This is a genomic window from Streptomyces sp. NPDC087300 (genome assembly GCF_044744425.1).
Lineage (GTDB): Bacteria > Actinomycetota > Actinomycetes > Streptomycetales > Streptomycetaceae > Streptomyces.
Map to the genome: position 1 here is coordinate 43,030 of NZ_JBIUYI010000001.1, position 14,415 is coordinate 57,444.

General features: G+C 71.5%; 9 protein-coding genes. All 9 read right to left on the reverse strand.

What is annotated here, in order from left to right; all coding sequences use genetic code 11:
* Nucleotide 1: 1 nt before the first annotated feature.
* From ACIO9J_RS00215 to ACIO9J_RS00255, 9 genes are read right to left on the reverse strand one after another with little or no spacing between them, the layout of a single operon-like run.
* On the reverse strand, nt 2-1,234 hold the full coding sequence (locus ACIO9J_RS00215; RefSeq protein ID WP_401992961.1) for an O-antigen ligase domain-containing protein: 1,233 nt from the start codon (nt 1,232-1,234) through the stop codon (nt 2-4).
* Between the two features lies 1 nt (nt 1,235).
* Entirely contained in the window at nt 1,236-2,768 is a 1,533-nt protein-coding gene (locus tag ACIO9J_RS00220) for a right-handed parallel beta-helix repeat-containing protein (protein WP_401990048.1), read from the reverse strand.
* A gap of 10 nt (nt 2,769-2,778) precedes the next feature.
* A complete protein-coding gene (locus ACIO9J_RS00225; RefSeq protein ID WP_401990050.1) occupies nt 2,779-4,737 on the reverse strand; it encodes an alginate lyase family protein in 1,959 nt (652 codons plus the stop codon).
* Entirely contained in the window at nt 4,734-6,920 is a 2,187-nt protein-coding gene (locus ACIO9J_RS00230; protein ID WP_401990052.1) for a bi-domain-containing oxidoreductase, read from the reverse strand. The genes ACIO9J_RS00225 and ACIO9J_RS00230 overlap by 4 nt, the downstream gene beginning before the upstream one ends.
* Nucleotides 6,921-6,947: 27 nt before the next feature.
* Nucleotides 6,948-8,873 (reverse strand): asparagine synthase (glutamine-hydrolyzing), encoded by a 1,926-nt coding sequence (asnB, locus tag ACIO9J_RS00235; protein ID WP_401990055.1) that lies wholly within the window; start codon nt 8,871-8,873, stop codon nt 6,948-6,950.
* Between the two features lie 3 nt (nt 8,874-8,876).
* Entirely contained in the window at nt 8,877-10,397 is a 1,521-nt protein-coding gene (locus tag ACIO9J_RS00240) for a Wzz/FepE/Etk N-terminal domain-containing protein (protein WP_401990058.1), read from the reverse strand.
* Complete coding sequence (locus ACIO9J_RS00245; protein ID WP_401990060.1) at nt 10,394-11,791, reverse strand: Wzz/FepE/Etk N-terminal domain-containing protein; 1,398 nt, start codon at nt 11,789-11,791, stop codon at nt 10,394-10,396. The genes ACIO9J_RS00240 and ACIO9J_RS00245 overlap by 4 nt, the downstream gene beginning before the upstream one ends.
* A complete protein-coding gene (locus ACIO9J_RS00250) occupies nt 11,788-13,053 on the reverse strand; it encodes a glycosyltransferase family 4 protein (protein ID WP_401990063.1) in 1,266 nt (421 codons plus the stop codon). Before ACIO9J_RS00250 ends, ACIO9J_RS00245 begins: the two co-directional genes overlap by 4 nt.
* Entirely contained in the window at nt 13,043-14,359 is a 1,317-nt protein-coding gene (locus ACIO9J_RS00255) for a nucleotide sugar dehydrogenase (protein WP_401990066.1), read from the reverse strand. Before ACIO9J_RS00255 ends, ACIO9J_RS00250 begins: the two co-directional genes overlap by 11 nt.
* Nucleotides 14,360-14,415: the final 56 nt, after the last annotated feature.

Consider the following 14,415-nt stretch of genomic DNA (forward strand, 5'->3'; position numbering starts at 1 on the left):
CTCACATCACCTCCGTCCTGCGGGCCCAGCGCGGGACACGTCGTCGGGGAACTTCGGGCGTGGACAGCGGCGCGGCCTCCGCAGGCGCCGCCAGGAGCGAGGCGGCCAGCGCCAGATGGAGCAGATAGGGCGAGGCGTCGCCGAGCCCCGCCTCGGTGTACGACGCGATCGCGCAGTAGCTGACCAGGAAGATCGCGCAGGCCCTCTGCAACGAGGGGGGCCGCAGCAGCGCGACGCCCGCGAGGACGACGATGATCGCCGCCACCAGGCCGACGCCGGTCAGACCCTGCTCGTTGTAGACGGCGAGCCAGCTGTTGTCGATCGGCAGCCCGCCGAAGGACTTGTCGCCGAGGCCCACGCCGAAGAGCTGCTCCGAGGTCGACCGGGGAGCCGCGAGCAGGGCGTCCCAGACCTTGGCCCGTCCCGTCAGGCTGGAGAAGTTCTCCTTGCTCTGCCCGCGCAGGAACCACGCCTGGAGCAAGGGGCCGAGGGCCACCACCGCGAACACGGCGATCAGCACCGTCCAGCTGAAGAACCGCCGGGCCGCGGCGCTGGTCAGGATCAGCGAACCGATCGCCAGCACGAGGCCGACGATCAGGCCGAGGGTGGCCGTACGGGTGTGGGTCAGCGCGAGCAGGACGAGCGAGGGCACGATGACGAACGCGGCGCTCCCCCGGTCGACCTTGCGGCCGAGCAGGAGCAGCACGGTGAGCCCGATGATCACCGCGGCGTACTGGCCGATCTGCGGCGGCGTGAGCGGCCACAGCGCGCCGACGAGACGTCCGCCGTAGAGCTCGGGCATGGCCGCGCCCGGTGACATGACCAGGCCCGCCGCGACCGTCCCGAGCACCACGAAGTACACCCTGACGTGGTGCCTGACGAACGTCAGGCTGCCGTCCCACCAGCGGCTGAGCAGCCACAGCGTGGCGACGAACAGGGCCAGCCTGCCGCAGCGGAACAGGGCGCCGAAGCCGGACTCCAGGTGCGCGCTGGAGATGATGCTCGGGATGAGCAGCAGGGTGAGCAGGAAGACGTAGGAACTGGGTCTGATGCGCAGCCGCAGGTTGGCCGCGAGCGCCAGGACGAACGCGGCGACCAGCGCGCCCATGGTGGCCATCTGGATGAGGGAACGGGGCAGCGGGACGATCGTCTTGGCGCCCGCGGAGCCGAGCGTGTTGAGGATCAGCAGGCCCCAGGACGTCCCGACGAGCTTGGAGGTGTGGTCGGCGCCCATCTCAGTCACCGCCCCGTGCCCGCAGGGTGCTGCCCTTGTCCTGGTCGTACGGCGTGGCCTGCCACTGTCCGAAGTCCAGGACGCGGCTCGGGTCGTGGGCCACGAACTTCCACGGTCCGAGGTAGACGTTGTCGTGCCAGCGGTTGTGCTGCTTGGCCGTGATCGCCTCGGCCACCCGCTCGCCCTGGTAGGGCGACCAGTCAGGGTAGGTGCCGTAGTTGGCGAGCAGCGCCATGCGGTCGCACTTCGACGTGCACTTCAGGACGGACTTGTCGAGGATGAAGCGGTTGTCGTGGATGTCCACGCGCTGGGTCTTCCACCGGCAGTCGGAGTAGAGCGGTGCCTTGGCGATGGCCGGCTTCGCGCAGCGGTCGGTGTCAGGGACCAGCAAGGTGCAGTCGCCGGACGAGGTGTTGGCCGGGCTGTTGCAGAACCGGTCGGCGTTCTCCCACAGGGTGATCCCCGACCAGTTGTTCTCCAGTACGTTCCGGGAGATCTCGATCTTGTCCGTGCGGGCCTTGACGCGCGGTTCGCCGCCGGACTCGGACACGTAGACGGTCGCGAACGGGAAGTTGTCGCCTCGCTCGGCGTACCTGCGGCCCTCGACCCAGTTGTTCCGCCGGATCGTGTTCTTCCGGATGACCGCGTTGTAGCTGGTCTCGTAGATCAGCGCGGCACCGTCGTTGGCCTCCAGGACATTGCCCTCGATGCGGAAGTCGTTGTTGTTGGTGTCCGCCCACAACCCGGTGCCGCGGTTGTCGTGCACCCAGTTGCCGCGCACGTCGGCGCCGTCGACGGCCCAGAACTTGACGCCTCCGGTGCAGCCGCAGCCCTTGCGCCGCCGCTCCCAGTCGCCGGTGTTGTTGCCGACGATCTCGTTGCCCTCGACCACCAGGTCCTTGATGCGGCCCTTGGACTTGTACGCGTTCATGCCGTACTGGCCGTTGTCACGAAGGCAGTTGGCGCGCACCTGCTGTCGGGCACCGGCCATCAGTCCCGCGCCGGTGTTGCGCTGGATCGTGGCGTGCTCGATGACCCAGCCGTCGGCGGAGTCGTGATTGACCACGCCTTCGTCGGGCGGCGCGACGAATCGCTGCACGGTCAGATAGCGGATCGTCACGTCGTGGGCGCCGCCGCCGAACGCGTACTGGTTCTTCTTCCGGCCGTCGAACACCGCGCCCGGCGCGCCGATGTAGCGGTTGCCCTTCTTGGGGACGACCTGCGAGTAGCGGTCCGGATCGAGCCGGTGCGTGCCGGGCTTGAGCCAGAACGTGGTGCCCGCGGGGTTCTTCTTCGTCTTCGCGGACAGGTCGCCCACCACCGCGGGGTCGACCGTGACCGCGCCCGCGGGAGCCTTCGCGGGACCGGGCGCGGGCTTGGCGCACATCCGCGCCACGGACCGGGCCGCGGACGTGGACGGCTGGCCCTTCGACTCCGCCGCCGGGCTGTCCGACGTGCTCACGCACCCGGTCGCCGCGAGCAGGACGAGCGCCGAAGCCGCCGCCGGCACGGTCCAGTTCCGCCACTTGTTCACCAGAGGCCCCCTAGCCGTCGAACCTGAGCGCGGTGACGAACCCCGTCACGCCGTCGGCGAAGCCGGTGCCGACCAGCGTGGTGGCGGGTTCCTTGCGCCCGAATCCGGCGGAGTACCAGCCGAGCGGCGGGTCGCTCTCGCCGCGGTGCGCACGCCAGGTCAGCTCGCCGGGCAGGTCGAGCACCGCGGACCGGTCCTCGCCGTCCCTGGTCCAGGTCAGCACCGCCCGGTTCGCCGCGAGCTCCGCGGTGATCGCCGGGCCGAGGTGGAACGCGAGGCGCACCGCGCCCCGTTCGCCCCGCACCTCGTCACACACCTTCAACTCCCGGCTTTCGGGAGTCAGTTCCACCCGGCGGCGGTGCACGGAGGGCTGGTAGCCGTCGTGCTCGGCGCACCAGCGGGACACGCCGTCCCCGGACGTCTCCGCGACCAGGACGCGGCTGCGGGCATGCCGGGTCCACAGGAACGGGCCGCCGGAGACCGACTGGTCGGCGCCGTCCAGTTCGAGGGTGTTGTGGCCGAGGGTCGAGCGGAAGTACTGCCGCCACGCGGGCTGCCCGTGATAGCAGTACGTCCCCGGGTCCGCGAGCACGTCGACGCCGTCGTGCCTGACCTCCACGGACAGCGCGTCCGCGTGGGCGTGCGCGGCGATGGACAGGAAGCCGTGCGGGCCGCCGTCGCAGCGGCACCAGATCTTGTCGGGGCCGCGCAGGATGGTGAGCCCCGCGTCGGCGAAGTGGCCCGGCCGGCTCGTCGGGCGCGCCACGGCCGGTGCGGTGCCCTTCTTCCCGTACGGCCTGATGAGCGAGGCGAGCAGCGGCGTGCGCACATCGGTGCCCGTCACCTCGGGCCACCAGTCGAGCCGCCCGAACACGGCCTCCCCGGTGGCGAGCAACGAGGCCCAGCGGTCGGTGCCCGCGCCGTCCAGGATCAGGCCGTGTCCGTCGTCCGCGTCGCCCTGGCGCGGCGGGCGCAGCCGGTCGTCCACGACGGCCGCGAGCGCGTCGGCCATCCGCAGCAGCACGAGGCGCGTCGTCGCGGGGACCCGGACGTCGGCGGCGTCCGCCTCGGCCAGCGCGGCCAGACCGAGTTCGAGGACGAGTCCGTGGTACTCACTGGCCAGCTCGCGGTTGAGGCCCGAGCCGTAGGTGTTGGCGCGCAGGTTCCGGTCGAGGGACCGCAGCGCGTCGGTCCGCCAGCGGGCCGAGGCGGGGAACCAGTCGAACGCGCAGGCCGCGGCGAACTGCCCTGCGGTCTCGGCGATGACGTGGTTGTTCGCCGACGAGCCCCGGCTGGGGAAGGCGGCTAGCCAGCGCTGGTGGTGCCAGATCTGGTTCAGCGCCACCGGGTTCTTCTCGAACAGCTCGGCCGCGCCCTGCCAGCCTTCGAGCAGCCGGCGGACCCACACCCAGGACAGGAGCCGGATCCCCAGCTCGATGCCGCTGATCCAGTGCACCCCGCGCAGCGGCGCGTTGGCCGCCCACCACGACCGCAGGTGCTCGGCCACGCGCTCGGCGTACCGCTCGTGCCCCGTGATCGCGTAGGCCGCGGCGAGCACGGTGAGGTGGTGGTGGCGGGACAGCTCCCAGATCTGCTTGATGTCCCCGACGGCCTCCTCGTCCCGGTAGGGCAGGCCGAAGGAGTAGCCCCACGGGGCCCGGCGCCCGGTCTTCGGGTCGTACCACCAGTCGGGGTCGACCAGGTCGTCGCGGACCACGCCGAAGTACTCCACGTGCCCGGCCATCAGCCGGTCGGCCTCGGCGATGAGGCGCTTCGCGGCCTCCGGCGACACCGCGGCGATCGTCCCGGCGGGCAGCACCGCGGTGAACCGGGCGCCGGACACGCTGGGACAGTCCGGCTGCTCGGACCGCCACCGTCGCCTGCGCACCGCGTCGCCCACCCGGCCCGCGACCTCCTGCGGCCCCATCCGGGAGAGGCGCCGCAGGTACCAGCCCACGCTCATGGTCATCGCGGGCCCGCCAACGTGACCGGCGCGCCACCGGCAAGACCGGCCCGCACGGCGAGGGTGGCCGCGGTGGTGGCGACGAGGGACTCCAGCGGCACGGGCATCGGTCCGCCGGTCCGCACGGCCTTGATGAACGAGGCGAGCTCGGCGTTCTGGCCCTTGTCCCTGGCCTTGGGCAGCCGGGAGCTGACCCAGCGCTTGCGGCCGTAGACCGAGGCGCGGACGAAGTCGTCCAGGCGCAGCACCTTGCCGTCGGCGACCAGGTCCAGCGTCTCCTTGGGGAAGCTGGGCGCGCCGGTGGTGACGTAGCTGATGGTGGCGGTGGACCCGTCCGGGTAGCGCAGGACGATCTGGAGGTCCTCGTCGCCGGAGGTGTCGACCGCGTAGACCGAGACCGGGTCGGCGCCGAGCAGCCAGCTCGCCGTGTCGATGAAGTGGCCGCCCTCGCCGACGAACCGGGAGCCCTCGGTGCCCTGCTGCAGGTACCAGCTGCCGTGCTCCAGGCGGCCCGCGTTGATCAGATAGCGGAGGTTCGCCGGTCCCGTCCGCTCGCCGAACCGCTCCTTGGCGTCCTGCAACAGCGGCGCGAACCGGCGGTTGAAGCCCACCTGGAGCCGGTCGTTGCCGGACTCCTCGACCGCGGCGAGCACCCCGGCCAGCTCGTCCTCGGAGAGGGCGAGCGGCTTCTCGACGAACACGGTCTTGCCCGCGAGGAGCGCCTTGCGGGTCAGTTCGGCGTGCGAGCTGTGTCGGGTGACCACGAAGACCGCGTCGATGGACTTGTCGCCGAGCACGGCGTCCAGGTCGGTGGTCGCCGCCGCGAAGCCGAACTTCCGCTTCGCGTTGGCCCCGGACAGCGCGGTCGTGGTGACCACGGTCGACAGGGCCACCTGGTCGCGGTCGGCCAGGTGCGGCAGGAGCATCGACGACGCGTAGTTGCCCGCGCCGACGAAGGCGAGGCGCACGGGCGTCCTGGCGGGCCGGGACGGGGCGGGCGCGCCCTCGCCGCGCCGCACCGTCGGCACCGTCACCGACACCGCGGGGGCCTCCGCGGCCTCCTTCTGTTCGGCGTAGCGGAACAGCACGGCCACGGCCTTCAGGTCGCCGTCCTTCAGGCTCCGGTAGGTCTCGACGGCGTCGTCGAAGTCGGCGACGTGGGAGACCAGCGGCTCCACGTCGACCCGGCCGCGGGCGACCAGGTCGAGGAAGCAGGCCAGGTTGCGGCGCTCGGTCCAGCGCACGTATCCGATCGGGTAGTCGCGCCCTTCCAGCTCGTACGCCGGGTCGTAGCGGCCGGGGCCGTAGCTGCGGGAGAAGCGGACGTCGAGTTCCTTCTCGTAGTACGCGTTCCACGGCAGGTCGAGGCGGCACTTGCCGATGTCGACGACGCGGCCGCGGTCCCTGCAGAGCCGGGCGGCCAGCTCGACGGGCTGATTGCTGCCGCCGCCCGCCGCCAGGTACACCTGGTCCACGCCGTGCCCGTCGGTGAGCTCGGCGACGGACTTCTCCACGGCCGCCGACTCGGGGTCGCCGCAGACCACCGCGCCCGTGCGCTCGGCGAGTTCGCAGCGCGCCGGGTCGGGGTCGACCCCGACCACGCGGACGCCCGATGCGGCGAGGAGCTGGACCACCAGCTGCCCGATCAGGCCCAGGCCGATGACCAGGGCCACCTCGCCGAGTCCCGACTTGCCCTGGCGCACGCCCTGCATGGCGATGGACCCGACGGTGCCGAAGGCCGCGTGGCGCGCCTGGAGGCCTTCCGGCACCGGGGCGTAGAGGTTCTTCGGCACCCAGTTCAGCTCGGCGTGCAGCGCGTGCTCGTTGCCCGCGCAGGCCACCAGGTCGCCGACCTTCACGTCGTCGATCCCGGCGCCGACCTGCTCGACCACTCCGCACAGCGAGTAGCCGAGCGGCGTGTAGGAGTCCAGCTTGCCCATCACCTTGCGGTACGTGGCGGGCACCCCGTTGGTGGCCACGCTCTGCACGACCTTGGCCACCTGGTCGGGGCGGGAGCGGGCCTTGCCCACCATCGACATGCCGGCCTCGGAGACCTTCATGAGCTCGGTCCCGGTGGATATCAGCGAGTACGCGGTGCGGACCAGCACACCGCCCGGCTTGCAGCCCGGCACCGGCACGTCGAGCAGCGCCAGTTCGCCGCTCTTGTAGTTCTGTACAACCTGCTTCACTCGAACTCCTCTGAATTCCTAAGCCGTTTACCGAGTGCTCTGACCGGACCCAGAGGTCGCGCCGCGATACCAGTACTCGAGGGTCAGCACATGCCATAGATGCTTGGAGAAGTCCCGCTGCCCGGCGGCGTCCTCGGCGACCATCCGCGCCAGGGCGTCGCGGCGCAGGATGCCGGAGCTGACCAGCACGCCGTCGTGCACCACCTCGCGCACCAGCGGTGCCAGGTCCCGGCTCATCCAGGCCCGCAGCGGGGCGCTGAACAGGCCCTTGGGCCGGTAGACGATCTCCCGGGGCAGCACCGAGGTGGCCGCTTCCTTGAGGAAGGCCTTGCCCTGCCGCCCGGCGATCTTCCGCTCGCCGGGGACGGCGAACGCCGCCTTGACCACCTCGACGTCCACGTACGGGACCCGTACCTCCGTCGACGCGGCCATGCTCGACCGGTCGGTGTAGGCGAGGTTGAGCCCCGGCAGGAACATCCGGGAGTCGGCGAGGCACATGCGGTTCACGAAGTCGTCGAGCTCGTTGTCCCGGTAGATGTCCGCGTGCTCGGTCAGCACGTCGTCGACCGTGCCCGCCAGGTCCGGATCGATCAGCGCGAGCAGCTCGTCCCTGTCGTACATGGTGTAGCTGCGGCGGAACGCGGTCTCCTCCGGGAGATCGGCGAAGGAGAGGAACCGCTTCGCGAAGCGCACCGACCGGTACCCGCGGCGTGCGGTGGCGACGGGCAGCCGGTCCACGGCCCTGGACACCCCGCGCCGCAGCGGCCGCGGCACGCGCTGGTAGCGCAGCGCGATCAGGTTGGCCAGGTGCTTGCGGTACCCGGCGAACAGCTCGTCGGCGCCCATCCCGGAGAGCATCACCTTGACCCCGGCCTCCCGGGCGGCCGAGCAGATCAGGAAGGTGTTGATCGCCGCGGGGTCGCCGATCGGCTCGTCCAGGTGGTACGTCATCTCGGGCAGCAGGTCGAGCACGTTCGGGGCGATCTCGATCTCGTGCAGGTCGACGCCGAACCGCTGGGCCACCTGCCGCGCGTAGCGCAGGTCGTCGGGCATCGCCTCGAACTTGGCGTCCTCGGCGCGGAATCCGATCGTGTAGGCGGAGATCCCGGGCCGGTGGCGGGCCGCGAGCGCGGTCAGATAGCTGGAGTCGAGGCCGCCGGAGAGGAAGGTCGCCACGGGCACGTCGGAGAGCAGGTGCTGGCGGGTCGACTCCTCGACGATGGCGGCGAGGTCCGGCAGGTCGCCTGCGCGGGCCCGTTCGCGGCCCTCGGCGGCGACGTCCTTCAGGTTCCAGTATCGGCCGCGCTCGACCCGCCCGTCGGGCCTGCATCTGAGCCAGCTGCCCGGCGGCAGCTTCTCCGCGTCGCGGTAGGCGCAGCGCGTGTCCGGCACCCAGTAATAGAGGAGCGAGGCCACCAGCGCCGCGTGGTCCACCTCCAGCTTCCCGCCGGTGGCGGTGGCGAGCGCCTTGAGCTCGGAGGCGAACACCAGGCCTTCGCCGCGCCGCAGCAGGAACAGCGGCTTGATGCCCAACTGGTCGCGGGCGAGGACCAGTTCGCCGGTCCGCTCGTCGAAGACCCCGAGCGCGAACATGCCGCGCAGCCGGGGCAGGCAGTCCGTGCCCCAGCGCCGCCAGGCCTCCAGGAGCACCTCGGTGTCGGAGGTACCGCGAAAGCCGACCCCGGCTGCGGTGAGCTCGGCCCGCAGCTCGGGCGCGTTGTACAGCTCTCCGTTGTACGTCAGGGCCAGGCCGTCCTTGACCATCGGCTGGGCGCCGGTCTCGGACAGGTCGATGATGGAGAGGCGCCGGTGCCCGAGGTGCACCTCACCGTCGCCGACGGGGTGGTTGTAGCGGCCCGCCCCGTCGGGGCCGCGGTGGGCGAGGGTGTCGGTGAGCCGGTCGGTGACGACCTTTCCGTCCGGCCATCGGTACGTGCCTGCGATGCCACACATGTCCTACCTCGCCTCCTGATCGTTGTCCGGGACCCGCGCGGCCCATATCGGCTGCCGTTCGTCGCGCAGCTGGCCCCGCTCGTTCTGCCGGGCGAGCCGCTCGCTGTGGCCCCGCAGCGCGATGTGCAGGCCGTCCCAGAGGGTGCCATCGGTCCTGTCCCGCGGATCGGGGTCGATCAGCACCACACCGATCACCGGAATGCGCTGGTCCGACAGCTGCCGTGCCACGGTGTGCAGCCAGGTGGCGCTGCCGTGCCCGGCCCGCACGACGAGCACGGTCTGGCTGCCGAGGTACTGGAGGTCGGTCCACGCCGTGCCGGGCGCGACCGAGCCGACGCCGATCCGGCGCACCTGCTGCGGCAGTTCCGCGGCCTGTGCCCCGCTGACCACGGACGGATCTCCTTGGCGCTGACCGCTCTTGGTGAGCTGCGGTCCCGGCAGGCCGTCGACGACGACCACCCGTCCGTCCGTCGCCAGTTCCTTCGCGACGTCCAGGGCGATCAGGCTCGTACTGCCCGCGCAGCCCAGTTCGAGGAGCGACACCGGTTCCGCGGAGCCGCGCACGGTACGGGCGATGGTCGTGGTGAGCCGTTCGCGTGCGGCTCTGGTGCTTCGGCGCTGCCACCACCGGTTGGGCCTGCGCAGCTCCGCGATGACCGAGGCGCCCAGGTGCGCCGCGATCTCCCGGCGCAGCACGGGCCGGCCCGCCACCACCGCGCCGACCGCGGCCGCCGCGATGCCGAGGACGAGCCCGAGGATGAACCCGATGCCCGCGTTGGTGACCATGGACTTGGGCACGGAGTGGCGCAGCGCGCGCGGGGCGTCCACGATCTGGGTGCCGGAGACGACCCGGGGCGTTCCGACCCGCGCGTCCTCGGCGCGCTGGTCGAAGTCGGCTATGCGCGAGTTGAGTTCGGCCCTGCGGGCGAAGAGGGACTCGGTGCTCGCCGACTCCTTCGGGTCCTCGCTCTGCGGTGAGCGGTCGCCGATCGCCTTGTTGACCTTGGTGAGTTCGTCGCGCATGCGGTCACGCTGGTCGCGCAGGGCCTTGGCCTCGGCGTTCGCGGCTTCCCGCATCCGCTTTACGTGGTCGGCGACGAACGCGTCGGCCAGCGCCTTGGCGCGGGCCACCGCGTCCGCGTCGCTGTCGCCCGTCACATCGATCTGGAGCAGGTTGTTGGTCAGGCCCGTGCCCCGGTAGTCCTGCATGAAGTCCTCTGGGTTCTCGGAGGACTTGAGGGACTTCAGGGCCTCGGCGGCGATCCTGGTGGTGCCCAGGAGTTCGACGTCGGTACGGATCAGCGTGCCGGTGTCGTTCGGCTGGTCGTCCTGGTGGGCGACCAGCACCTTGGTCGCCGCGGCCGGCGGTGGCGGTCGCAGCACCGCGAACGCCGCGCCGAGCAGCAGCCCGACGAGCGCCACGACGCACCAGAGGCGGCGGCGTCTGCGGACGGCCGCGACCAGTCCCTGGAGATCGAAGAGCGGCGCGGCGGCCGACGACTCGGAAGCCTTGCTCGTCATCATCCTGCACCTCCCCGCAGGTCGTCGCCGACCGCGAGCGCCGGGGTGGCCGGCCGCGCGGGGCGGCCCGCGGTCCGCTTCGAGGGGGCCCGGACCGCGCCGGCGACGACCGTGCCGACGACCTGGTGCCCCGCGTCCCCACACGCCTCGGCGATCCCGGCGAGCTCCGCGGCGGTCCAACCGCCCGCGCTGAGCACGACCAGGACACCGGATTCGGTGTCACGGTCCGGCACCAGCGGCCGGTTCACCGGGACCTCCACGACCCGCAGCACGGGGTAGCCCCGGTGCGAGGTGCTCGCGGCAGGGTCGTTCCGCGCCTCGACGACGAGCTGTTCGGCGGCCCGGTGGGCGATCTCGTCGCCCTCCGGCACGACGACCAGCAGCTGCCGGGCGGCCGGCAGCCGGTCCCGCAGGCGGGCGCACACCCGCCGGTAGCGGATCTGTCTGCCGCCCTCACCGCCGGAGGGCTGCGGGGCGGGTACGTCCCACCGGGTGTCGAGGCCGAGGAACCGGCGGACCAAGGCCCCCGGGCCGTGGCCTTCCGGCTTGTGCGCGGACCGTTCGCCGGGTACGTCGACGGTGCCGATGAGCGCCGAGCCCAGCGCCGCGGCGATCTCCGGTTCGGTACGCAGGCGGCGGCTCACCCGTGCGGCGGTGAGATGACCGATGACGGCGAACAGGAAGAACAACAGCGCCCCTGCGGCGACGAGTTGGGGCCTCGTCGGCGGTGCCTCGCCGGTCGGCAGGGCCGCCGGGCCCATGACGACCATGTTGGCCTTGTTGGTCGCCGGGTCGGCCTCGTCGAGCTTCTTCATGGCTTCTTGCAGCGCGGTGCGCAGCTTCTCCAGTTCGGTGCGGGCCTGCACGCCTTCGACGGTCTGCCCGGGGTCGGCCGCGTTGGCGAGGTCGGAGATGCGCTGGTTGGTCTTCACCACCTTCTGCCGCAGCGCTTCGGGCCCGGCCGCCGTGTCGGCGTCGGTGTTGTCGCCCGCGAGGCGCGCGGCGAAGGTGACGAAGTCCTTGGCCACCTGGTCGGAGAGCTGCTGTGCGCGCTCCGGGGTTTCGGCCGTGCCCGAGATCTTGATGATGTTCCCGTCCGCGGCCGTGGCGCTGACTTGGTCCTTGAGGTCGCTGCCGCTGACGCCCTTCCAGTCGAGCGCGCCAGCCGAACGGTCGATGACCGCCGAGCTGGCCGCGATCTCCGTCTGGGTCAGCAGCTCGCGCTCCTCCCACTGCCCCGCGAGCACGACCGACGTAGAGGTCGTGTAGCTCGGCGGGAACACCAGGGAGGCGCCGTAGCCGACGAGGGCGCCCACCACGGCGACGGTGACCAGGAGCCGCCAGCGCCGGCGGAAGATCCGCCCGATCGTGACCAGGCGTATCGTGTCTTCACTCAACGACGCCGCCTCCTCCGTACCCGGACCGGGCCGCCCGCCGATGCGGGGGCGAGGTCACGGCAGGCAGCGGCGTAGGCGGCGAGCAGCGACTGCTGGGAGTTCCGCCAGGAAAGCTGTCCTGTGACCCGCTCCTGGCCGATCTTGCCCATGCGGGCCCGCTTCTCCGGATCGTCGAGAAGCAGCGCGATGAGCCGCGCGAACTCCGCCTCGTCGTTGGCGGGCGCGTAGTCGGCGGCGTCACCGGCGGAGACGCGCGCCTCTCTGAGGTCGAACGAGACGATCGGCCGGCCCATCGCCATGTACTCGAGGACCTTGTTCATGGTCGACACGTCGTTGAGCGGATTGCGCGGGTCCGGGGACAGGCACACGTCCGCGGTGGACAGGTAGCGCACCAGGTCGGCATCCGGAATGCGGCCGGTGAACTGCACCTGCTCGGAGAGGCCGAGCCGCCGGGACAGCTCCACCATCGCGTCGAAGGCGTCACCGGAACCGACGAACACCGCGTGCCAGTCGGTTCTGCCGACGTCGTCGCGCAGCTTCGCCAAGGCGCGCAGGGCGTAGTCGACGCCGTCCTGGGGACCCATGACGCCGAGGTAGCACAGCAGATGGGGCTTGCCGCGCTTCAACTCCGTTTCGGCAGGGACCGGTTGGAAGCGTTCGACCGCGGGCGCGCTGCGCACCACGAAGACGTCCTCCGGCCGCTTCCCGCCGCGGCGCAGCGCGACGTCCCGGTAGCTCTCGTTGGTGGCGAGCACGATGTCCGCGGCCCGGTAGGTCCGCCGTTCCAGCGCGCACACGGCGCGGTAGAGCAGGTCCTCGCCGCGGTCGAACCGGGAGAGGTACAGCTCGGGCACCAGGTCGTGCTGGTCGAAGACGAACCGGGCGCCCTGCCGCTTCAGCCACAGTGCGGGCAGGAAGAGGAGGTCCGGCGGGTTGCAGGCGTGGACCACGTCGACCGGGCCGACCTTGCGGGCCAGCCGGACGGTGTGCCAGAGCGCGGAGCCGTACTCCCGCAGGTAGCCGGCCGGACCCCCGGTGGCGGCGCGTAACGGGTAGCGATGGATCCGCACCCCGTCGATCACGGCCTCCGCCTCGGTGTCCCGCTTGGTCCCCCGGGGGCAGATGACGTGCACCTCCCAGCCCGCGTCGCGCAGCGTGGTGCACTCCTGCCACACCCGCCGGTCGAACGGCACCGACAGGTTCTCCACCAGGATCAGCGCGCGCCGGTCCTGCCGGTCACTGCTGTTTGCGTTACCAAGCAAGGCCCATGTATCCCGGTTCGGTCCGGCGCGCCTCGGCGTCGGGAAGGCGGATGAGGTCGACGATCACCGGGGCGTCGCCGTGGGGCAGGGCCGCGAGGACGGCGGGGTCCCTGGTTCCGACCAGGCACACCTCTGCGTGTTCGAGCACCTCGTCGACGGAGTCGGCGAGCAGCTGCGCGAGGTGCGGCAGCCGGGTCTCGATGTATTCGCGGTTCGCGCCCATCAGCCGGGAGAGGCTGACGTTGGCGTCGTGGATCCGCAGGTCGTACCCCTTGCCGTGGAGTCTCTCCGCCAGCTCGACCAGTGGGCTCTCGCGCAGGTCGTCGGTGCCGGGCTTGAAGGAGAGCCCGAAGAGCCCGATGCGGCGCTTGCCGGTGCGCTCGACCAGCTCCACCGCGCGCTGGAGGTGGTCGGAGTTGGAGGGCAGCACGTGGGACAGGATGGGCACCGAGACGTCGGCGCGCTTCGCCGCGTGGACCAGGCTGCGCAGGTCCTTGGGCAGGCAGGAGCCGCCGAAGGCGAAGCCGGGCCGCAGGTAGGCGGGGCTGATGTTCAGCTTGTGGTCCGCCAGGAAGACGTCCATCACCTGGTGCGAGTCCACCCCGAGCGCCTGGTAGACCGCGCCGAGTTCGTTGGCGAAGCCGATCTTGAGGCCGTGGAACGCGTTGTCCGCGTACTTGATCGCCTCGGCCACCGGGACCTGGACCCGGAACACCTCACCGGGCAGCCCTTCGTACAGCGAGGCGACCACGTCGCCACTCGCCGGGTCGAGTTCGCCGATGACCGTCTTGGGCGGGTCGAAGAAGTCCCGCACGCTCGTGCCCTCGCGCAGGAACTCCGGGTTGACCGCGACTCCGAAGTCCGTTCCCGCCGTGCCGCCGACGTACTTCTCCAATATCGGTATCAGCAGGTTCTGGCAGGTGCCGGGGAGCATGGTGCTGCGGAACACGACGGTGTGCCGCCCGCCCCGCTCGGCCAGCGTGGCGCCGATCTGCTCGGTGACCCGCTCCAAGTACTGGGTGCTCAGGCTGCCGTTGGGCTCCGAAGGGGTACCCACGCAGACCAGCGACACGTCGCTGGCCATGATCGCCTCGCGGACGTCACGGGTGGCACGCAGCGCCCCGGTCCGTACGACCTCGGCGGTGAGCTCGCCGATCCGCTCCTCGACCACCGGGGCCTTGCCGTCGTTGACCAGGTCGACCTTCGCCTGGTTAACGTCCACACCGATGACCTCGTGGCCGAGGCTGGCCAGGCACGCGGCCGACACGCAGCCCACATAACCGAGCCCTAAGACGCTAATTCTCATGATCCGTTCCTCCCCCCAGTCAGGCCCCATCGGCCTGTCTTCCGTGCATCGGCCGT

Excerpts from the sequence above, each read along its gene's own strand:
- asnB (WP_401990055.1), bottom strand. The coding sequence starts at position 8,873 with ATGTGTGGCATCGCAGGCACGTACCGATGGCCGGACGGAAAGGTCGTC.
- ACIO9J_RS00240 (WP_401990058.1), bottom strand. The coding sequence starts at position 10,397 with ATGATGACGAGCAAGGCTTCCGAGTCGTCGGCCGCCGCGCCGCTCTTC.
- ACIO9J_RS00255 (WP_401990066.1), bottom strand. The coding sequence starts at position 14,359 with ATGAGAATTAGCGTCTTAGGGCTCGGTTATGTGGGCTGCGTGTCGGCC.
- ACIO9J_RS00225 (WP_401990050.1), bottom strand. The coding sequence starts at position 4,737 with ATGACCATGAGCGTGGGCTGGTACCTGCGGCGCCTCTCCCGGATGGGG.
- ACIO9J_RS00215 (WP_401992961.1), bottom strand. The coding sequence starts at position 1,234 with ATGGGCGCCGACCACACCTCCAAGCTCGTCGGGACGTCCTGGGGCCTG.